Raw genomic sequence first — 20,322 nt, 5'->3', positions numbered from 1 at the left:
TCTCCAATAGCGACCTACACTCAGAGTGTCCGCTCTGAAACAGTTGTCCTACCGGATCGAGGCAAATGTCATGAGAACCACAATAAAAAGACAGTGCGTTTATGTTGTCGCCGTTGCCGCTGTATTGAGCCTGTACGGCGCAGGTGCCTACCGAATCGAACAAATGCGGCAGACGCCCCGCATGGCGGTGGTCTGCACAATGGGACATTGCATGCCCACTGATGCAACGTTCAGCGCCCTTCGTTGACGGCAAAGGCCGGTCCGCGTAATGCGGGTCAACGTACTGCGAAAATCCCCACAGCCTGCTATCGATTAGCAAGCTAACGGACTAGACTTGGCACAAATTCCTGCGGGTGTTCAGCAGGTTAATCTGTCAGTCGAGTCCCTTCTGTGACGAGTCTTAGTCAACCCCGTCCGGACATCCGCAGCATTCTGTTAGCGCTGATGATGGCCGTGTTTCTCAGTGCACTGGATCAGACCATCGTCGCGGTCTCGATGCCGGCCATCTCCGCCCAATTCCAGGATTTCGACCTGCTTGCCTGGGTGATCTCCGCCTACATGGTTGCGCTCACCGTGGCCGTGCCGATTTACGGCAAGCTGGGGGATTTGTATGGCCGGCGCCGCTTGATGCTGTTCGGGCTGGCGACTTTTACCCTCGCCTCGCTGTTCTGCGCCATGGCCCAGAGCATGGAACAACTGGTGCTGGCGCGTGTGCTGCAGGGCATCGGCGCCGGGGGCATGGTCTCCGTGAGCCAGGCGATCATCGGCGACATCGTCCCTCCCCGAGAGCGTGGCCGCTATCAGGGTTACTTCAGCGGGATGTACGCAGCGGCCAGCGTGGCGGGCCCGGTGCTCGGCGGCTTCATGACCGAGTACCTGTCGTGGCGCTGGGTGTTCATTATCAATCTGCCGCTGGGGCTGGCGGCCTGGTGGGTGGCGCGCAAGACGCTGGTCGGCCTGCCGATTCCCCAGCGCAAACCGGTGATTGACTACCTGGGCACGGTGCTGATGATCGCCGGCCTCACAGCCTTGTTGCTGGGCATCACCGAAATCGGTCAGGGCCACAGTTGGCGTGACCAGTCAGTGGTCATGCAATTGTCGGTGGCGCTGCTCGCGCTGGTGATTTTTGTGCTGTATGAACGGCGCACCCGCGAACCTCTGCTGCCCATGCACCTGTTCGCCAATCGCAGCGCGGTGCTCTGCTGGTGCACGATTTTCTTCACCAGCTTTCAGGCCATCTCGCTGATCGTGCTGCTGCCGCTGCGCTTTCAGACCGTCACGGGCGCAGGGGCCGACAGCGCGGCGTTGCACCTGATGCCGCTGGCTATCGGCATGCCCCTGGGCGCTTACTTCGGCGGCCGACGCACCTCGCTGACGGGCCGCTACAAACCGATCATTCTCACCGGCGCGGCACTAATGCCGCTGGCAATCCTCGGCATTGCCTTCACGCCGCCGCAGTCGGCCCTTCTGACGAGCTTGTTCATGGTCCTCACCGGCATCGCCAGCGGCATGCAGTTTCCGACCTCGCTGGTGGGCACGCAGAACTCGGTAGACGTCAAAGATATGGGCGTGGCGACCAGCACGACCAACCTGTTTCGCTCCCTAGGCGGCGCAGTCGGCGTGGCAACGATGTCGGCGCTGCTGCTGGCGATGCTTGCCGGCTCCGGCATTGCCCAGGTCGGCGGCAGTTCAATTGCGGGTGAAGGCTCTGGCAATTTGCTGATGGACAGCCTGCACGCCGCCAGCGGCCCGGCCCTTGAACTGCTGCGCGGGCAGCTGTCGATGACCTTTCAGCACCTGTTGATGGGCAGCGCAGCGGTGTCGCTGCTGGGACTGTCCGCCGCGCTGGCGATGCCCAATAACCTGCTGCGCGGGCGGGACGACAAGGACCGGTAACCGAACCGGTCAGGGTGATCAGCCGCTGTAGTAACCCACCGCCACCATGAACTCACCGACCTTGCGCGCGTAGGCGTGCTTGTGTTCGATCTTGCTGGTGACCGGATTGCGCCAGCGGTATTCGTATTCACCGTCGGGCTGCTGCTTGACCAGCTCGAGCATCGGAATGCCGACCGGCTTGCCTTCCGGATCCCTGACCTTGCTGAAGTCGGTATTCACCAGCCGCAAGTTGGTGCCGTGGGCCACATAGCGTTTGGTATCGATGTTCACCACGAAGACGTACAGATCGTCCTGCAGAAATCCGCCCTTTAGGTCGTTGATCGCACGGAGTGTGCCGTCCTTGTCCTGTTCCAGCGCTTTGGACGCCTTGTCGAGCAACGCCCTCGCCTGCTCAGGCGAAGCGCGGGGCAAGTAATAACCGACCGCCAAAACCCGATCGCCGATGCGTTGGAAATACACTCGCTTGCGCTCGACCTTACCGTCGCGCCAGTTTTGCCAGCGATATTCGGCCTGCTGAACGCCGGCGCTTTCCGGCGTCTGCAGCACCTGCTTGAAGTTTTTTTGCAGCTCCGGATCGAGCACCGACGATACGTCGCGGCCGATCAATGCCACCGAGGGTCCCCCGCTCGCCAGCATGATTCCTTTGGTGTCGGTGACAAAGACATAGCGCTCGCCATCGACGAACTCGCCCTGGCGGCTGAACTCGGCCAGCGCCTTATCCCCCTGAACGCGGTAACGGGCCACGGCTTTTTCCAGCAGCGCCTTGGCCGCTGCTGCTTCTTGCGCTTCATCCCCAGCGGCCCAGCCTTGCCCCATGCACAGGGCGGCGAGCACACCCATCAGGAGTTTTCTGCACACGTTTTTTGACACGACTGCCATCGCTCCGCCCCCACTCTTATTGGTTATGGGGCAAGCGTAGACGGGGGATTGCAATAGGGCAGCATTCGGCACTTCAATGGGTATCAGAGACTGAATGGTCGCCGAATCACCGGGCGCGCTGAGTAAAGCGAAGGTAAACCGCCTGTTCAGCGAAGGTCAGGCGCGGTATAGATAGAGGCCAAACGCCATTTAGTTCGACGAAATATCGCGTAACGCCGGGCTGAAGCGGAGCATGTCGAGGATGCCGTCGACCAGTCGCTCCGCATCGTCCTGCAGCGAAAAGCTCTCGGGCACCAGCAGCCACTGGCCGATGATGCCGTGCACATAGGCATGCAGGCAGATCGCGGCGCGTTGGGGATTCAGGTCAGCGGGGAGCTGGCCTTGTCGAGAAGCATTACCCAGCGCCAGCGCAATTCGCTCGTTGGCGTCAAGCCAGACAAACTGACGCTGTTGCCGCATGTCACACATTTCGTCGGTAAATTCGAATTTATGAAACAGAATTTCATTGATGCGGCGGGTTTTAGGGTCGCTGGCAATTTGTTGAAACAAATGAGTGAGAAGCTTGCGCGTCCACCCCAGCGGATCAATTTCATCTTCGCTTTCGCTCGCCCTCGCCATTTCTTCGAGGGGCTCGTGCAGACTGTCGAGCATGGCCTGGACCAGATCGGCCTTATTGCTGAAATGCCAATAGATCGCGCCGCGGGTCACGCCAGCCAGGGCCGCGATGTCGGCGAGCGTCGTGCGGGAGACCCCTCGATCGTAGAAAGCCTGCTCGGCAGCTTCGAGGATCTGCTTGCGCGTTTCCTGAGCCTCTTCTTTCGTGCGTCGAACCATGGCAGTAAAAACCTCAATGAAAATGCCTCAGGCGCTCTGGTCGAGTGGCCTGCACAGCACGTCGGGCGGCCTTTGTGATGCCTTGTCCCGGACCTACAATCGATGCCCTCGGTGCGTTGGAGTGTCGCACTCGCGGGTGTTTACAAACAACCGTGAATGTAAGTATATTCATTAGCATCCTACTTATCTAGCTGGAATACTTTTCCTGCCCCCTTTCCACTTTCCATGAGTTCAGGCTCCTGACCCGAGGATCTTCATGCAATTCAAGCCAGCTGTTACCGTACTGGTCACTGCCGTCGCCCTGGCATCGCTGCTCTCCGGATGCAGCAAGAAGGAAGAAGCGGCCGCAGCACCACCGCCCCCTCAGGTCGGCGTCGTCACTCTGAAAACCCAGGCCTACACCCTGACGTCTGAACTTCCCGGCCGGACCACCGCGTTCCGTATCGCCGAAGTGCGTCCTCAGGTGAACGGCATCATCCTCAAACGCCTGTTCACCGAAGGTGCAGACGTCAAAGCCGGTCAGCAGCTCTACCAGATCGACCCGGCGATTTACCAGGCCACCCTGGACAGCGCCAAAGCCACCTACGAATCCTCAAACTCCCTCGCTGGCCGCTATAAGCAGCTGATCAACGAGCAAGCCGTCAGCCGTCAGGAATACGACACGGCGGTGGGTTCGGCTCGCGAAGCGAAGGCGGCGGTGCAGACCGCAGAGATCAACCTGCGCTACACCAAGGTCTACGCGCCGATCTCCGGCCGTATTGGCCGCTCGCTGGTGACAGAAGGCGCGCTGGTCAGCAACGGTCAGGCCGATGCGATGGCCACCATTCAGCAGCTCGACCCGATCTACGTCGACGTGATCCAGTCCTCGGCCGAAATGCTCAAGCTGCGTCGCGATCTGGAAAGCGGCAGGCTGCAGAAAGCCGGCGACAACACCGCCAAGGTCAAGCTGGTACTCGAAGACGGCAGTCTCTACCCGATCGAAGGCAAGCTTGAGTTCTCCGAAGTGTCGGTCGACCAGACCACCGGTTCCGTGACCCTGCGCGCCGTGTTCCAGAACCCGGACCACACGCTGCTGCCAGGCATGTTTGTGCATGCACGGCTGCAATCGGGCGTGGCCGAGAACGCGATTCTGGTTCCACAGCAAGGCATCACCCGTGACCTGAAAGGCACACCGACCGCACTGGTGGTGAACGCCGATAACAAGGTCGAGTCCCGCACGCTGGTTGCCAACCGCACCATCGGCAGCGACTGGCTGGTTGAGAAGGGCCTGAACGCAGGTGATCGCGTGATTACCGAAGGGCTGCAATACGTCAAGCCAGGTGCTGAAGTGAAAGTGGCCGAAGCCACCAACGTCAATGCAGCTAACCCGGCCCCTGCCCCGGCAACTGATAAAGCCGCAGGCAGCAAAGGGGAGTAATTCATGTCGAAATTTTTTATCGACCGGCCGATTTTCGCGTGGGTAATTGCCCTCGTGATCATGCTGGTGGGGACGCTTTCGATCCTCAAGCTACCGATCAACCAATACCCGGCCATTGCGCCGCCGGCCATCGCGATCGCCGTGACCTACCCGGGCGCCAACGCGCAAACCGTGCAGGACACCGTGGTTCAGGTGATCGAGCAGCAGCTCAACGGCATCGACAACCTGCGGTATGTGTCGTCGGAAAGTAACTCCGACGGCAGCATGACCATCACCGCGACGTTCAACCAGGGTACCAACCCGGACATCGCTCAGGTTCAGGTGCAGAACAAGCTCAACCTGGCCACCCCGCTGCTGCCGCAAGAAGTGCAGCAACAGGGTATCCGCGTCACCAAGGCGGTGAAAAACTTCCTGATGGTCGTCGGTCTGGTGTCCGAAGACGGCAGCATGGGCAAGGAGGACTTGTCCAACTACATCGTCTCGAACATGCAGGACCCGATCTCCCGTACCTCCGGTGTGGGTGACTTCCAGGTCTTCGGTGCCCAGTACGCCATGCGTATCTGGCTCGATCCGGCCAAGCTGAACAACTTTCAGCTGACCCCGGTAGACGTCAAGACGGCCATCACTGCCCAGAACGTTCAGGTGTCTTCCGGCCAGATCGGCGGTCTGCCTGCGCTCAAGGGTCAGCAGCTGAATGCCACGATCATCGGTAAAACCCGTCTGCAGACCGCCGAGCAGTTCGGCAACATTCTGCTTAAGGTCAATCAGGATGGTTCGCAGGTTCGCCTGAAAGACGTCGGCAAAGTCGGTCTGGGTGGCGAGAACTACAGCATTGACGCGCAGTTCAACGGCAAGCCGGCTTCCGGTCTGGCGATCAAGCTGGCGACCGGCGCCAACGCGCTGGACACCGCCAAGGCGATTCGCGCCACCATTTCGCAGCTGGAGCCGTTCTTTCCGCCTGGCATGAAAGTGGTTTACCCGTACGACACCACGCCAGTGGTTCAGGAATCCATCACCGGTGTGGTTCACACCCTGGGTGAAGCGATCATCCTGGTGTTCCTGGTGATGTACCTGTTCCTGCAGAACTTCCGCGCCACCATCATCACCACGATGACCGTGCCGGTGGTATTGCTCGGTACGTTCGGGATCCTCGCCGCAGCCGGTTTCACCATCAACACGCTGACCATGTTCGGGGTGATCCTTGCCATCGGCCTGCTGGTGGACGATGCCATCGTTGTGGTGGAAAACGTCGAGCGGGTGATGGCGGAGGACAAACTTTCGCCGCGGGACGCCACGATCAAATCCATGGAGCAGATCCAGGGCGCGCTGGTCGGTATCGCACTCGTATTGTGTGCGGTTCTGTTGCCAATGGCGTTCTTCGGCGGCTCCACGGGTGTGATCTACCGGCAGTTCTCGATCACCATCGTGTCGGCGATGGCACTTTCGGTCCTGGTCGCGCTGATCTTCACCCCGGCGCTGTGCTCCACCCTGCTCAAGCCAATCGATCACGAGAAGCACGGGCAGCCGAAACGTGGATTCTTTGGCTGGTTCAACCGCACCTTCGACCGCAGCGTAGTCAGCTATGAGCGCGGCGTCGGCAACATGCTCAAGCACAAGATTCCGGCCTTCATCGTTTACGCGCTGATCGTCTGCGGCACCATCTGGATGTTCACCCGCATTCCGAGCGCGTTCCTGCCGGAAGAAGACCAGGGCGTCATTTTTGCCCAGGTGCAGACACCACCGGGCTCCTCGGCGGAACGTACGCAGACCGTCATCGACAACATGCGCAAGTACCTGCTGGAAGAGGAATCCGGCGCGGTCAACTCGGTGTTCACCGTTAACGGCTTCAACTTTGCCGGTCGCGGTCAGAGCTCCGGTCTGGCGTTCATCATGCTGAAACCGTGGGGCGATCGTGATGCCTCCAACAGCGTCTTCGAACTGGCCAAACGGGCGCAGCAGCACTTCTTTGGCTTCCGCGACGCAATGACCTTTGCGGTCGTACCGCCTGCGGTACTGGAACTGGGTAACGCCACCGGTTTCGACGTGTACTTGCAGGATCAGGGCGGCGTGGGTCACGCCAAGCTGATGGAAGCGCGTAACCAGCTGTTGGGGATGGCGGCACAGAGCAAGATTCTGGCAGGCGTGCGTCCGAACGGTCTTAACGATGAGCCGCAATACCAACTGGTTATCGATGACGAGCGTGCGCAGGCCCTGGGCCTGAGCCTGTCGGACATCAACACCACGCTGTCCATCGCCATGGGTGGCAACTACGTCAACGACTTCATCGACCGCGGTCGGGTCAAGAAGGTGTACGTGCAGGGCGATGCCAGTGCGCGGATGAAGCCGGAAGACTTGAAGAAGTGGTACGTGCGCAACACCGCTGGCGAGATGGTGCCGTTTGCCTCGTTCGCCACCGGCGAGTGGGTGTTCGGCTCGCCGAAACTCTCGCGTTACAACGGTGTACCGGCAGAAGAAGTGCTGGGTACTCCGGCGCCGGGTTACAGCACCGGTGAGGCGATGGCCGAGGTCGAGCAACTGGCGAAGAAGTTGCCGGCGGGTGTTGGTCTTTCCTGGACGGGTCTGTCCTATGAAGAGCGGCTGTCCGGTTCTCAGGCGCCCGCGCTGTACGCACTGTCCATTCTGATCGTGTTCCTGTGTCTGGCGGCGCTGTATGAAAGCTGGTCGATTCCGATCGCGGTGTTGCTGGTCATCCCGCTTGGAGTTATCGGTGCGCTGATCGCGACGAGCCTGCGCGGCCTTTCCAACGACGTGTTCTTCCAGGTAGGTCTCTTGGTGACGGTGGGTCTGGCGGCGAAAAACGCCATTCTGATCGTCGAGTTCGCCAAGGAGCTGCATGAGCAGGGCAAGGGCATCGTCGATGCAACCATCGAAGCCTGCCGGATGCGTCTGCGGCCCATCGTGATGACGTCCATGGCGTTCATCCTCGGTGTGGTCCCGCTGGCGATTTCCTCGGGCGCCGGTGCCGGTAGCCAGCATTCGATCGGTACAGGCGTAATCGGCGGTATGATCACCGCAGTTATTCTGGCGATCTTCTGGGTACCGTTGTTCTTCGTTTCGATATCCTCGATGTTCAAAGGCAAACAGAAACACACTCCACACGATGAGGCTGGCCAATGAGCAAGTCCCTGATCTCGCTGGCGGTCACCGCGTTCATTCTCGGCGGCTGCTCGTTGATCCCCGAATACAAGCAGCCCGCCGCACCGGTGCCGGCTCAGTTCCCGCAAGGTCCGGCCTATTCGCCGGCCCAGGCGGCGAATCAGGCGGCGGCCGAGCAAGGCTGGCGTCAGTTTTTCCATGACCCGGCGCTGCAGCAACTGATTCAGACGTCGCTGCAGAACAACCGTGACCTGCGCGTTGCTGCGCTGAACATCGACGCTTACCGCGCGCAGTACCGCATTCAACGTGCGGATCTGTTCCCGGCCGTGGCAGCATCGGGCACCGGTACGCGTCAGCGCGTGCCGGGCGACCTGTCGCAAACGGGCGAGTCCGGTATCACCAGTCAGTATTCGGTGGGTCTGGGCATCAGCTCCTATGAACTGGATCTGTTCGGCCGGGTGCGCAGCCTCAGTGAGCAGGCGCTGCAGACTTACTTCGCCGGTGAAGAAGGCCGTCGCAGCACGCAGATCAGTCTGGTCGCCAACGTCGCCAACGCCTATCTGACCTGGGAAGCGGACAAAGAGCTGTTGAAGCTGACCCAGGACACGTTGGGCGCCTTCGAAGAAAGCTTGCGTCTGACCTCTCGCAGCAGCGAAGTGGGTGTGGCCTCGGCGCTGGACCTGGCGCAGTCGCGCACTTCCGTTGAGAGCGCCCGCGTCAAGCTGGCCCAGTATCAGCGGCTGGTAGCCCAAGACGAGAACAATCTGGTGCTGCTGTTGGGCACCAGTCTGCCGGCCAACCTGCCCGCCTCGAAACCGTTGAGCGCTGACATGCTCAATGAAATGCCAGCGGGTCTGCCGTCGGAATTGCTGCAGCGTCGTCCGGACATTCTTCAGGCCGAATACAGCCTGAAAGCCGCCAACGCCAACATCGGCGCGGCACGTGCCGCGTTCTTCCCGAGCATCAGCCTCACGGCCAGTGCCGGTACGGCAAGCGGCGATCTGAGCGGTCTGTTCAAAGGCGGCTCGGGGACGTGGCTGTTCGAGCCGACGATCAATCTGCCGATCTTCAACGCGGGCAGTCTGCGCGCAAGCCTCGACTACTCGAAGATCCAGAAAGACATTGGCGTCGCCAACTACGAGAAGGCGATTCAGACGGCGTTCCAGGAAGTCTCCGACGGTCTGGCCGCACGCAAGACCTACACCGATCAGCTCAAGGCGCAGACCGATTTCGTCAACGCCAACCAGGACTACTACCGTCTGGCCGAGCGTCGTTATCGCATCGGGATCGACAGCAACCTGACCTTCCTCGACGCCCAGCGCCAGTTGTTCACCGCGCAACAGTCGTTGATCACCGACCGCCTGTCGCAGCTAAACAGCGAGGTGAATCTGTACCGCGCGCTGGGTGGCGGCTGGTACGAACAGACCCCGACCGGCGAGCGTCAGCCCACCGCTGGCGATGTGCCGTCTACCCGCTTGTTCTGATACAACGTGCATGAAAAAACCCACCGATTGGTGGGTTTTTTTTTGCTGTCACTAGGGGTAACTCAAGCAGTGCGCGAGGATTCCTAAAAGGTCACGCCAACAAAAACTCCGTCACGCGCAGGGCGAAGACTTCACCCAGCTCGACGCTGGACAGGTGCGCCGCGTAATAGTCGGACAGTTCGCTGCCGTGGATGTGGTTCTGCAGGAAGTGCCCGTCCGCCACGGTGGTGACGGCGTCATGGCTGCCGCAGATGATCAGTGTGGGCACGGTGATCGAACCGACTTCCTTGCGCAGATCGGCATCCCGGACAGCCGCGCAGCAGGCGGCGTAACCCAGCGGAGAAGTCGCCGCCAGTACGTCGGTGACGGGCGTGACCTTGTCGGCGTGCTGGCTGGCAAAGTCAGGGGTGAACCAACGCCCAACCGCGCCGGCGCCCATTTCCTTCATTGCCCGCTCACCGCCCTTCTCCACCTGGGCGATGCGCGGCGCCCAAGTTTCCGTGTCGCCGATCTTCGCGGCGGTGTTGCACAGCACCAGCTTGTGCAGCCGATCGTTGGCATGAATACCCAGCCACTGACCGATCAGGCCACCCATGGACAATCCGCAGAAATGCGCGCGGTCGATTTTCAACGCATCAAGCAGCGCCAGCACGTCTTGTCCCAGCTGCGAGAGCGTGTAAGGCCCTTGGGTGACGAGGGACTGACCGTGGCCGCGGGTGTCGTAACGCACGACGCGGAATAACTTGCTCAGCGCCGGAATCTGCGCGTCCCACATGTGCAGGTCGGTGCCCAGTGAGTTGGACAGCACCAGCACCGGCGCATCCACCGGGCCATCAATTTGATAATGCAGTTCACCGTCTTCGAGTTGTACGAACGCCATGGCAGTCGCTCCGTGAAACACGTGGAATAAGTGTGATGAAGATGGACAGCACGCGCCCTGCAAAGACGCGCGCTCCAAGATCCGGGATCAGTGGTCTTCGTGCAGGTAAGCCGGCTTCTTCGGCAACCGCAGGCTGAACAGGAAAGCAATCGCCATCATCGCGGTGACATACCAGTAGAAGGTGTTTTCCATGCCCATGTTCTTCAGGCCCAGCGCCACGTATTCAGCGGAGCCACCGAAAATAGCGTTGGCCACGGCATAGGCCAGACCGACGCCCAGCGCACGCACCTGCACCGGAAACATCTCGGCTTTCACCAGACCGCTGATCGAGGTGTAGAAACTGACGATGGCCAATGCCAGGGTGATCAGCACGAACGCGATGACCGGGCTGGTAGTGGTTTTCAACGTCAGCAGCAGCGGCACCGTGCACAGGGTGCCCAGCCCGCCGAACCACAGCATCGAGGCGCGGCGGCCGATCTTGTCAGCGAGCATCCCGAACACCGGCTGCATGCACATGTACAGGAACAGCGCGCCGGTCATGATGTAGCTCGCGACCTTGGCATCCATGTGCACAGTGTTGACGAGGTATTTCTGCATGTACGTGGTGAAGGTGTAGAAAATCAGCGAGCCGCCGGCGGTGTAGCCCAGCACGGTAATGAACGCCGCTTTGTGATCGCGGAACAGCGCAGACATGCTGCCCGCGTCCTTGTTCTGACGCACTTCGGCGGTGGTGGTCTCTTTCAGCGACCGGCGCAGCACCAGCGAGATCACCGCCGCGACCGCACCGACCACGAATGGAATCCGCCAGCCGTAGGCTTTCAGCTCATCGGCACTGAGAAACTGCTGCAGGATGACCACGGTCAGCACGGCCAACAGCTGGCCGCCAATTAACGTCACGTACTGAAATGAAGCGAAAAACCCGCGTTGCCCCCGCAACGCGACTTCGCTCATGTACGTGGCGGTGGTGCCGTACTCACCACCCACCGACAGGCCCTGGAACAGGCGCGCCATCAACAACAGAAACGGCGCCCAGGCACCGATCGACGCGTAGGTTGGCAGACAGGCAATGACCAGCGAGCCGGCGCACATCATCAGCACGGAAATCATCATCGAGTTTTTGCGGCCGTGCTTGTCGGCCACGCGACCGAACAGCCAGCCGCCGATGGGACGCATCAGAAAGCCTGCGGCGAAGACGCCCGCGGTGTTGAGCAACTGAACGGTCGGGTCATCGGAAGGAAAGAATGCAGGCGCGAAATAGATGGCGCAGAAGGCGTAGACGTAGAAGTCGAACCATTCGACGAGGTTGCCCGATGAGGCGCCCACAATTGCGAAGATCCGCTTGCGCCGCTCTTCTCCGGTGTAGTGAGTCGTTGTCATTATTATCTCCCCAGGTGTTAGTAAGGTCAGCCAGTCTAAGACATAACCTGCAACATTTAGACTTAAGCAGTAACGTTTCGACATCACAAGGACAACCACCCAAGTCAGCAAGTTGCCCCTTTCGCGGAGGCAAGCGATGACTCGGAGGGCTGAGTTGCAAAAATGTCGTCTAGCGCTCTATTGCGAGGGCCAGCCCCTGCCCCACGCCGACGCACATCGTGGCCAGCGCTTTGCTGCCGCCGGTTTTCTCCAGTTGATGCAACGCCGTCAACACCAGCCGCGCGCCGCTCATGCCCAGCGGATGCCCCAGCGAAATCGAGCCTCCGTTTGGGTTCACCTTGGGTGAATCGTCAGCGATGCCCAATTCACGCAAGACCGCCAGGCCCTGGCTGGCGAATGCCTCGTTGAGCTCGATGACGTCGAAATCACTGACAGCCAGCCCCAGCCGTGCCACCAGCTTGCGTACCGCCGGGACCGGGCCAATGCCCATGACGCGAGGCTCAACGCCGGCGCTGGCCATCCCCAGTACGCGAGCGCGCGGCGTGAGGCCGTGTTTCTTTACCGCTTCGGCGGACGCCAGAATCATCGCCGCCGCGCCGTCGTTCAGGCCTGCCGCGTTGCCCGCTGTGACGGTTTTGCCAGCCCCGTTGACCGGCTTGAGCTTGGCGAGCGCTTCAAGGCTGGTGTCGGCACGAGGATGCTCGTCGGTGTCGACGACGGTCTCACCCTTTTTGTGGGCGACGCGCACGGGCACGATCTCCTCAGTGAAGAAGCCCGCGGCTTGAGCCGCCGCCGTACGCTGCTGGCTGCGCAGAGCAAAGGCGTCCTGATCCTCCCGGGATATGCCGAAATCCTCAGCGACGTTATCGCCGGTCTGCGGCATGGTCTCAACGCCGTACTGGTCTTTCATGTGCGGATTGACGAAACGCCAGCCCAAGGTGGTGTCTTCCAGCTTTTGGCCGCGTCCGAATGCCGTGTCGGCCTTGCCCATCACGAATGGGGCGCGGGACATGGACTCAACGCCGCCGGCAATGGCCAGCTCCATCTCTCCGCAGGCAATGGCGCGGAACGCAGAACCCACCGCGTCCAGGCCGGAAGCACACAAGCGATTGAGGGTCACGCCCGGCACGCTGGCCGGCAGACCCGCCAACAGCGCAGCCATGCGCGCGACGTTGCGGTTGTCCTCCCCGGCCTGATTGGCACAGCCGAGAAACACTTCGTCCAGCTCATCCCAATTGACAGACGGGTTGCGCGCCATCAGGGCCTTGATCGGCAGCGCTGCCAGATCATCCGCTCGAACGGTCGCCAGGCCGCCGCCAAAACGGCCGATGGGGGTGCGAATCGCATCGCAGATAAAAACGTCACGCATCATGCTTCTCCCGGCGCCTGGCCATGGGCGGCAGCGGTTCGCGCCTCCAGATCGCGCAGCGCGGTCAGTTCGTACTCGCTGGGTGCATCGGAAGTCTTCACGGTGTCGGCAAAACGCACGTCCCAACCGGTGGCGGCGATCACCTGCTCGCGGGTCACGCCGGGGTGCAGCGTGGTCACGACGAATTCGTGGGTGCCCGCTTCCGGCTCCATGATGCACAGGTCGGTGATGATGCCGACCGGTCCGGCGCCCGGCAGGCCGAGGCGCTTGCGGGAGTCGCCGCCTTCGCCGTGGCCAACCGAGGTCAGGAAGTCCAGCTTGTTGACGAAGGTCCGTGGCGATTGCTTGAGGATGATCAGCACTTCTTTGGCCGACCCGGCAATTTCCGGCGCGCCTCCGGCACCCGGCAGGCGTACTTTCGGCTGGTGATAATCGCCGACCACCGTGGTGTTGATGTTGCCGAACCGGTCGACCTGAGCCGCGCCGAGAAACCCGAGATCGACCCGCCCGCCCTGCAGCCAGTAACGGAAGATCTCACTGGTGGACACCACGGTATCAGCGGTTTCCGCCAGTTCGCCGTCACCGATGGACAGTGGCAGCACGTCAGGCTTGGCGCCGATCGGCCCTGATTCGTAAATCAGCACCACGTCGGGCGAGGAAGTGAGGCGCGCCAGATTGGCCGCTTTCGAGGGCAGACCGATGCCGACAAAGCACACGGCGCCGTTTTTCAACCGGCGCGCGGCGGCGACGGTCATCATTTCGTTGGTGGAATAAGTCATTGGTGAGCCTCCGCCGCGTGGGCCAGCTTGTTCTTGAACTCACTGAAGTCGCGGGTGCCATGGATGTATTCGTCGATCCAGGCGGTAAAGGCGTCACGGTCGCGGGCGATGGCGTCCCACGCCTGATAGAAACGGTTGTCGCGCTCGTGATAGCCGTGGGCGTAGGAAGGATGCGCGCCGCCTGGCACGACGCAAACCGCACTCAGCGCCCAGATTGGCAGCACGCAAGCGTTCATCGGCGCCTTGAGGTCATCGACAATTTCCTCGACCGTGACAATGCAGCGCTTGGCCGCCAACGCCGCTTCTTTCTGAACCCCGAGAATGCCCCATAGCAGCACGTTGCCTTTACGGTCAGCTTTCTGCGCGTGGATCACCGTCACGTCGGGGCGTACCGCCGGCACCGCCGCCAGCACTTCTCCGGTGAACGGGCAAGTGACCGACTTGATCAGCGGGTTGACCTTGGGCAGGTCCGAACCGGCATACGCCCGCAGCACCGCGAACGGCAGCCCGGATGCGCCCGCCACATAGGCATTGGCGAGGTCGGCGTGGCTGTGTTCTTCAATCTCCATGGGCTGCGGCCATTGCCGTTCGACGGCATCGCGAAGCCGATGCAACGAGCCAACCCCGGGATTACCGCCCCACGAGAAAATCAGCCGTTTCGCACAGCCTGCGCCGATCAATTGGTCATAGATCAAGTCAGGGGTCATGCGCACCAGGGTCAGATCTTTCTTCTTCTGACGAATGAGCTCATGTCCCGCCGCGGTAGGAATGAGGTGAGTAAAGCCTTCCAGTGCAACGATGTCGCCATCGTTGACGAACTGCTTCACGGCCTCGTGAAGGGAAAGAATTGCAGCCATGGGGTGCTCCAGGTTCACACTCGTTTGCCCCGCCATTTAAGGCGTGGCGTTGAGAATGAGGTTATGCCTGGGCACGGGCTGGAACAATCCGATAACCGACTAAGTGTTCGATCACCGAACGGAGAGTGACGGGCAGCTCATGGGTTCAACAGGCTGGGTCAGGTAAACAGCTGCGTGCTCAGGTCACGGCTGGCATTCAGCATGATCGGCAGAAACTTCTGCTCCAGGTCATTGCGCGCTACCCGACCCGCACTGGTGCTGACATTCAGCGCCGCGAGCACCTGACCCGAGGCGTCGTAGACCGGCACCGCGATGGAACGCAAACCCTGCTCCAGTTCCTGATCGACAATGCACCAGCCCTGTTGCCGCACTTGCTGCAGGCATTCGAGCAAGGCTTCCGGGGTGCGTAAGGTGCGGCTGGTTTTGGGTTGCAGATCGACGTGGTCGAGGTATTCCCGCAACGACACATCGTCCAGCGCCGCCAGCAGAATCCGGCCCATGGACGTGCAGTACGCCGGCAAACGTCCGCCCACCGCCAGATCCACAGAGATCAATCGCTGAGTCGTCGCGGAGCGGGCTATATAAAGAATGTCATCGCCTTCCAGCGTGGCCATGTTGCAGGCCTCGTGCAGTTGGTCACTCATGCGGTCGAGATAGGGCTGTGACGAAACCGCCAGGGGGGTCGAGGACAAATAGGCATGGCCAAGCGTCAGCACTTTAGGCAGCAGCGAGTAAGTGCGCCCGTCAGTGGTGGCGTAGCCCAACTTGATCAATGTATGCAGGCAACGACGAACCGCCGCCCTGGGGATTTCAGTGCGATGGCTGATCTGCGCGATGGTCAGGTGCCGCTTGCGTTCCTGGAACGCGTGAATGACGGCCAACCCTCGCGCCAGAGAGGTCATGAAATCAGGATCACCCGTGAGCGCCTGAATCCTTTTAGCAGGGGACGCAACAATCGGCGGCGCAAGTGACGTGAAAGAATTACGCAATTGATCGTTCATGCTGGCACCGTTCGTCGTGGCCGCGAAAGCCTTGTAGAACGCCACTCTCGCCGTTTTTGAAGCCCACGGCAAGCCAGCTTTGGGCGATTATCGAACGAGTGGGCGATAATCGCAATTGACCGGCTGCCCAGTTGCTTATACCTTTCACATGCCATATGAGGCTTCTTTGGATTACTGGTCAGGTACCCACTGAGAAGTCCCAGGCACGGTCTTGCTAACCCAAGGCCGTTTTTGTCTCTGCCCTCCGCATTTATGTGTAACCGTTTAAATACACATCATTGTCCGCACGGTCATAAGCCGAGAATTTTACGTCGCCAGAAAACTGCCTGCGGCGTTAAACATTTGACTCGCCAAGTTGCGTCATAAATCAGACTGTCCAACTTAGGAACCTTCGTACATAAAAAAGGTATAAATCCTCAGTTGTCCGGCTGCGACAGTCTCGACAGTTGACTCGCCTGCGCATCTTCGCGATAGTGGCCGTCATTGAAGCCCAATAACGCTATCGCGTGTTTAAATCCTCGCCCCATCTGGCATGGATCCAAACACACGCAGACATTGTTCGACTCGATCGCAATGTTCAGCGCCGGCAGGCCAATACCTTGGTCATCAGCCATCCTGCAGGCAATCAATAAAGAATGTTGCTACGACAGTTTTGTCATTCCGGTGCACGTAGCCGCCCTTGGTTGAAGTGTGAATCGTCTTGGCGCAGCGTCCCTGCCCGATGGTTATTCCTGATCCGATACATTGCGATCGTCAGGTCCGACACTTTCAGACTCGGCGTCATCACCGGGATTAAACTCGACCCGATCAGGTATTAACGTGACCAAAGATGAACTGCGCGCAGAATTAGAGCGCCAGGAACAACGTTACAAGGAAGTTTACGGCGGCGAAGTGACAACATACGCCGCCCAGCCCGAACCAGAGCGCAAGCCGTGGCGCAAACGGGCCAGCCTGCTTGACCAGGCGTTCAAGCAAGAGCTGCAAAAGATGGAAGAAGAACTCAAGGAAGAGCCATGAGCCGCCGCTTGCCTGTCGCTGACTCAAACAGCTGACGGCAAGCGTATTCATCGCGTTGAAGGCCAGGTTTTACAGACTCGTCCAGGGTTCAGGGGTGCTTCGCACTTTCTTTCCCGGCAGGAAGTCGACGGGCAAGCGGGACAGAAATTTCGTTGCAGGCTGCTACCAATGAGCGGCGCGCCTATCGCGCAGTTTTTTTTCTGTCATAATCCCGCCCCCTTAAGACCGGGTCAGAAAACCTTCCATGATCGATCTATTCAGCGGACTGGATGCTTGGGTAATTGTGAGCTTGTTGCTCGCCCTTGCGTTTGTCCTCACCTTCGAGTTCATCAACGGCTTTCATGACACCGCCAACGCGGTGGCGACAGTCATTTACACCAAGGCCATGCCGCCCCATCTGGCAGTATTTTTCTCGGGCGTGTTCAATTTCCTCGGGGTGCTCCTGGGTGGGGTCGGCGTGGCGTATGCCATCGTCCATCTGCTGCCGGTCGAGTTGTTGATCAACGTCAACACCGGTCATGGTCTGGCGATGGTGTTCTCGCTGCTGGCTGCGGCCATCACCTGGAACCTCGGCACCTGGTATTTCGGCATCCCGGCGTCCAGCTCCCATACATTGATCGGTTCGATTCTGGGTGTAGGCCTAGCCAACGCGCTGATCAATAACATCCCGCTGGGCGAAGGCGTGAACTGGCAGAAAGCGATCGATATCGGCGCCTCGCTGGTGTTCTCGCCACTGGCCGGTTTCATCGTGGCGGGTCTGGTCCTGTTGGCGCTGAAAGCCTGGCGCCCCCTCTCCAAGATGCACAAGACGCCGGAACAACGCCGCAAGCTCGATGACAAAAAACACCCTCCTTTCTGGAATCGCCTGGTTCTGGTGATTTCGGCGATGGCAGTGAGTTTTGTGCATGGCTCCAACGATGGGCAGAAAGGCATCGGCCTGATCATGCTGGTGCTCATCGGTATCGTCCCGGCGCAGTTCGTGCTGGACCTGAGCACCACGACTTACCAGATCGAACGCACCCGCGACGCGACCCAGCACCTGAGCCAGTTTTACCAGCGCAACAACGCGACGCTGGGCGAGTACCTGGCGCTGGGCAAATCGGCGGCGGGCGACTTGCCCGAGCGTTTCAGCTGCAACCCTGAGCAAACCGAGCCGACCATTGATGCTCTGCTGAACAACCTCAAGGGCGTCAACGACTACCACACCCTCGCACCGGAGCGTCGCATCGAAGTGCGTCGCTACCTGCTGTGCCTGGACGACACGGCACGCAAAGTCAGCAAGCTGCCTGCGCTGGATGCCCGTGAAAAATCGGATCTGGAGAAGCTGCGCAAGGACCTGACCGCGACCACTGAGTACGCGCCGTTCTGGGTCATCTTCGCCGTTGCACTGGCGCTGGGTATTGGCACCATGGTCGGCTGGAAACGCGTCGTGCTGACCATCGGTGAGAAGATCGGGAAGCAAGGCATGACCTACGCTCAGGGCATGTCCGCGCAGATCACCACCGCAAGCGCCATTGCGCTGGCCAACGTGTTCAGCCTGCCTGTTTCAACGACTCACATCCTGTCGTCCGGCGTGGCCGGGACCATGGTGGCGAACAAGAGCGGCCTGCAGGGCGGCACGGTTCGCAACATTCTCCTGGCATGGGTGTTGACCCTGCCCGCCACGGTCGCGCTGTCGGCAGGGTTGTTCTGGTTGGCGTCCAAAGCGCTGGCCTGACCTGACTGCACCGCCTGACCTGAAAAGCCCATTCATTGAATGGGCTTTTTTGTGGGTGCTCTAGCGGCGTTTCTTGCTGCCGCCCAGCAACGATCCCATCAACCCGCGCACCAGTTCGCGACCGATCTGGGTGGCGGCCTGGCGCATCGCACTCTTGACCGCCTGCCCCGCCAGCCCGCCCAGAAAACCACCGGCCATGTCGGCAAAGCCGCCTTCTGACTTCTCCTCAGCGGAAGGTTTCTGCGCGGGGTCCACTGATGCGCCCTTGCGCGCCAGGAGCATTTCATAAGCCGATTCGCGATCCACGGGTTTGTCGTAGCGACCGGCCAGTGGCGACCGTGCGATCAGCGTGTCGCGCTCAGCCTGGGTCAACGGCCCGATGCGCGATTGCGGCGGCGCGACCAACACACGCTGGACGATTTCAGGCGTGCCCTTGTCCTGCAGCGTGCCCACCAGCGCCTCACCGATGCCCAACTCGGTCAGCACCGAGAGCGCATCGAACTCGGGATTGGGGCGAAACCCGTCCGCAACGGCCTTCAGCGACCGTTGCTCCTTGCTGGTGAACGCGCGCAGGCCATGTTGAATGCGCAAACCGAGCTGCGCCAGAACGGAGTCCGGCAGATCCCCCGGCGACTGGGTGACGAAATACACGCCGACGCCTTTCGAGCGAATCAGCCGCACCACCTGCTCCAGCCGCTCCTGCAGCGCCTTCGGCGTATCCGCGAAGAGCAAATGCGCTTCGTCGAAGAACAGCGCCAGCAACGGTTTATCGGCATCGCCACGCTCAGGCAATTGCTCGAACAGCTCGGCCAGGAGCCACAGCAGGAAAGTGGCGTAGACCTTCGGCGACTCGTGCACCAACCGGCTGGCGTCCAGTAGATGAATCTGCCCGCGGCCATCGCTCGCGGGGTGCAAGATGTCTTCCAGTTGCAGCGCCGGCTCGCCGAACAAGGCCTCGGCGCCTTGCTGTTCAAGGATCGCCAGCCGACGCAGCAGCGCCTGACTCGACCCCGTGGTCATCAATGCGCTGTCGTCGCCGAGCACTTCGGGGTTGTCGCGCAAATGATTGAGCAGCTCCTTGAGGTCCTTGATGTCCAGCAACAACAGCCCTTCCCGATCCGCCACCTTGAACGCGGCGTACAGCGCCGATTGTTGGCTGTCCGTCAATTCCAGCAAACTTCCCAGCAGCAGCGGGCCCATTTCCGACAGGGTTGTGCGCAACGGATGGCCCGTTTCACCGTGCACGTCCCACAGTGTCACCGGATAGCCCTGAGGTTTATGGTGCAGCCAGGGCATGCCGGCGATTCGCTCGGCGATCTTGCCTTGAGGGTTGCCCGGGGCGCCGAGCCCGCAGAGATCACCCTTGATGTCCGCCGCGAACACGGCCACGCCGGCGTCGCTGAACACTTCCGCCAGGCGCTGCAAGGTGACGGTTTTCCCGGTGCCCGTCGCGCCGGCCACCAGCCCGTGACGGTTGGCCAGACGCATCGCCTGCCCGATCGGCTGGCCCTTCAGGTCAGCACCAATAAGAATCTGTTGTGAGTCAGGCATCCGTTCACCCAAGCGTTGCATTCGATATTTCCGAAGGGACTGCGGCGACAGCCCAATTGGACCGGCACCGCCGAGCCTCCCTCAGGCCACCTCGCTACTCTAGCGCAAGACTCTGGCGCAAGCGGCGTAACGCTAGTTCATGGGCGT

16 protein-coding genes are annotated in these 20,322 nt (G+C 60.6%); 6 read left to right on the top strand and 10 right to left on the bottom strand.

The window, feature by feature from the left end:
• The first annotated feature begins 390 nt into the window (after positions 1-390).
• Positions 391-1,896 carry an MDR family MFS transporter gene (locus QMX88_RS02760; protein ID WP_282366060.1) on the top strand — a complete coding sequence of 502 codons (1,506 nt, stop codon included), beginning with the start codon at positions 391-393 and terminating at the stop codon, positions 1,894-1,896.
• Positions 1,897-1,914: 18 nt separating this feature from the next.
• Here QMX88_RS02760 and QMX88_RS02755 read toward each other — a convergent pair whose 3' ends face one another.
• Entirely contained in the window at positions 1,915-2,736 is an 822-nt protein-coding gene (locus QMX88_RS02755) for a cache domain-containing protein (protein WP_282366058.1), read from the bottom strand.
• A 228-nt stretch (positions 2,737-2,964) separates the two neighbouring features.
• Positions 2,965-3,609, bottom strand: a complete 645-nt coding sequence (locus QMX88_RS02750) for a TetR family transcriptional regulator (RefSeq protein WP_192171687.1) — start codon at positions 3,607-3,609, stop codon at positions 2,965-2,967.
• Positions 3,610-3,865: 256 nt separating this feature from the next.
• On the opposite strand from QMX88_RS02750, the gene QMX88_RS02745 reads away from it, so the two are divergent.
• From QMX88_RS02745 to QMX88_RS02735, 3 genes are read left to right on the top strand one after another with little or no spacing between them, the layout of a single operon-like run.
• Positions 3,866-5,026 (top strand): efflux RND transporter periplasmic adaptor subunit, encoded by a 1,161-nt coding sequence (locus tag QMX88_RS02745; RefSeq protein ID WP_282366052.1) that lies wholly within the window; start codon positions 3,866-3,868, stop codon positions 5,024-5,026.
• A 3-nt stretch (positions 5,027-5,029) separates the two neighbouring features.
• Complete coding sequence (locus tag QMX88_RS02740) at positions 5,030-8,164, top strand: efflux RND transporter permease subunit (RefSeq protein ID WP_192171689.1); 3,135 nt, start codon at positions 5,030-5,032, stop codon at positions 8,162-8,164.
• Positions 8,161-9,627 (top strand): AdeC/AdeK/OprM family multidrug efflux complex outer membrane factor, encoded by a 1,467-nt coding sequence (locus QMX88_RS02735; RefSeq protein ID WP_282366050.1) that lies wholly within the window; start codon positions 8,161-8,163, stop codon positions 9,625-9,627. The genes QMX88_RS02740 and QMX88_RS02735 overlap by 4 nt, the downstream gene beginning before the upstream one ends.
• A 91-nt stretch (positions 9,628-9,718) precedes the next feature.
• Here QMX88_RS02735 and pcaD read toward each other — a convergent pair whose 3' ends face one another.
• The 7 genes from pcaD to QMX88_RS02700 form a co-directional block, all read right to left on the bottom strand.
• The gene (gene pcaD, locus QMX88_RS02730; protein ID WP_282366048.1) at positions 9,719-10,507 is read right to left on the bottom strand and encodes a 3-oxoadipate enol-lactonase; all 789 of its coding nucleotides are present in this window, start codon (positions 10,505-10,507) and stop codon (positions 9,719-9,721) included.
• An 87-nt stretch (positions 10,508-10,594) separates the two neighbouring features.
• The gene (locus tag QMX88_RS02725; RefSeq protein ID WP_282366046.1) at positions 10,595-11,884 is read right to left on the bottom strand and encodes an MFS family transporter; all 1,290 of its coding nucleotides are present in this window, start codon (positions 11,882-11,884) and stop codon (positions 10,595-10,597) included.
• A gap of 169 nt (positions 11,885-12,053) precedes the next feature.
• Complete coding sequence (pcaF, locus tag QMX88_RS02720) at positions 12,054-13,256, bottom strand: 3-oxoadipyl-CoA thiolase (RefSeq protein ID WP_282366045.1); 1,203 nt, start codon at positions 13,254-13,256, stop codon at positions 12,054-12,056.
• Positions 13,253-14,032 carry a CoA-transferase subunit beta gene (locus QMX88_RS02715; protein WP_282366044.1) on the bottom strand — a complete coding sequence of 260 codons (780 nt, stop codon included), beginning with the start codon at positions 14,030-14,032 and terminating at the stop codon, positions 13,253-13,255. Before QMX88_RS02715 ends, pcaF begins: the two co-directional genes overlap by 4 nt.
• On the bottom strand, positions 14,029-14,889 hold the full coding sequence (locus QMX88_RS02710) for a CoA transferase subunit A (protein WP_282366042.1): 861 nt from the start codon (positions 14,887-14,889) through the stop codon (positions 14,029-14,031). The genes QMX88_RS02715 and QMX88_RS02710 overlap by 4 nt, the downstream gene beginning before the upstream one ends.
• Positions 14,890-15,047: 158 nt before the next feature.
• A complete protein-coding gene (gene pcaR / locus QMX88_RS02705) occupies positions 15,048-15,890 on the bottom strand; it encodes a pca regulon transcriptional regulator PcaR (protein WP_192171696.1) in 843 nt (280 codons plus the stop codon).
• A gap of 416 nt (positions 15,891-16,306) precedes the next feature.
• Positions 16,307-16,504, bottom strand: coding sequence for a hypothetical protein (locus tag QMX88_RS02700; RefSeq protein WP_282366037.1), 198 nt, complete (start codon positions 16,502-16,504; stop codon positions 16,307-16,309).
• 205 nt (positions 16,505-16,709) lie between these two features.
• On the opposite strand from QMX88_RS02700, the gene QMX88_RS02695 reads away from it, so the two are divergent.
• Positions 16,710-16,907 (top strand): hypothetical protein, encoded by a 198-nt coding sequence (locus QMX88_RS02695; RefSeq protein ID WP_037014498.1) that lies wholly within the window; start codon positions 16,710-16,712, stop codon positions 16,905-16,907.
• Between the two features lie 244 nt (positions 16,908-17,151).
• The gene (locus QMX88_RS02690; RefSeq protein WP_282366030.1) at positions 17,152-18,624 is read left to right on the top strand and encodes an inorganic phosphate transporter; all 1,473 of its coding nucleotides are present in this window, start codon (positions 17,152-17,154) and stop codon (positions 18,622-18,624) included.
• Positions 18,625-18,684: 60 nt separating this feature from the next.
• On the opposite strand, the gene QMX88_RS02685 is transcribed toward QMX88_RS02690, so the two are convergent.
• Complete coding sequence (locus QMX88_RS02685; protein WP_282366029.1) at positions 18,685-20,175, bottom strand: helicase HerA-like domain-containing protein; 1,491 nt, start codon at positions 20,173-20,175, stop codon at positions 18,685-18,687.
• Positions 20,176-20,322 lie beyond the last annotated feature (147 nt).

It is taken from the genome of Pseudomonas sp. PS02290, assembly GCF_029960075.1.
In the GTDB taxonomy this organism is placed as follows: Bacteria; Pseudomonadota; Gammaproteobacteria; order Pseudomonadales; family Pseudomonadaceae; genus Aquipseudomonas.
This window is presented reverse-complemented; position numbering and strand designations above follow the sequence as displayed.

Bases quoted from the DNA above. Each gene is read 5' to 3' on its own strand.
- QMX88_RS02725 (WP_282366046.1), bottom strand. From the start codon at position 11,884: ATGACAACGACTCACTACACCGGAGAAGAGCGGCGCAAGCGGATCTTC.
- QMX88_RS02750 (WP_192171687.1), bottom strand. From the start codon at position 3,609: ATGGTTCGACGCACGAAAGAAGAGGCTCAGGAAACGCGCAAGCAGATC.
- QMX88_RS02745 (WP_282366052.1), top strand. From the start codon at position 3,866: ATGCAATTCAAGCCAGCTGTTACCGTACTGGTCACTGCCGTCGCCCTG.
- QMX88_RS02735 (WP_282366050.1), top strand. From the start codon at position 8,161: ATGAGCAAGTCCCTGATCTCGCTGGCGGTCACCGCGTTCATTCTCGGC.
- QMX88_RS02710 (WP_282366042.1), bottom strand. From the start codon at position 14,889: ATGGCTGCAATTCTTTCCCTTCACGAGGCCGTGAAGCAGTTCGTCAAC.
- QMX88_RS02685 (WP_282366029.1), bottom strand. From the start codon at position 20,175: ATGCCTGACTCACAACAGATTCTTATTGGTGCTGACCTGAAGGGCCAG.
- pcaD (WP_282366048.1), bottom strand. From the start codon at position 10,507: ATGGCGTTCGTACAACTCGAAGACGGTGAACTGCATTATCAAATTGAT.
- QMX88_RS02755 (WP_282366058.1), bottom strand. From the start codon at position 2,736: ATGGGTGTGCTCGCCGCCCTGTGCATGGGGCAAGGCTGGGCCGCTGGG.
- QMX88_RS02690 (WP_282366030.1), top strand. From the start codon at position 17,152: ATGATCGATCTATTCAGCGGACTGGATGCTTGGGTAATTGTGAGCTTG.
- pcaF (WP_282366045.1), bottom strand. From the start codon at position 13,256: ATGATGCGTGACGTTTTTATCTGCGATGCGATTCGCACCCCCATCGGC.
- QMX88_RS02700 (WP_282366037.1), bottom strand. From the start codon at position 16,504: ATGGCTGATGACCAAGGTATTGGCCTGCCGGCGCTGAACATTGCGATC.
- pcaR (WP_192171696.1), bottom strand. From the start codon at position 15,890: ATGAACGATCAATTGCGTAATTCTTTCACGTCACTTGCGCCGCCGATT.
- QMX88_RS02740 (WP_192171689.1), top strand. From the start codon at position 5,030: ATGTCGAAATTTTTTATCGACCGGCCGATTTTCGCGTGGGTAATTGCC.
- QMX88_RS02715 (WP_282366044.1), bottom strand. From the start codon at position 14,032: ATGACTTATTCCACCAACGAAATGATGACCGTCGCCGCCGCGCGCCGG.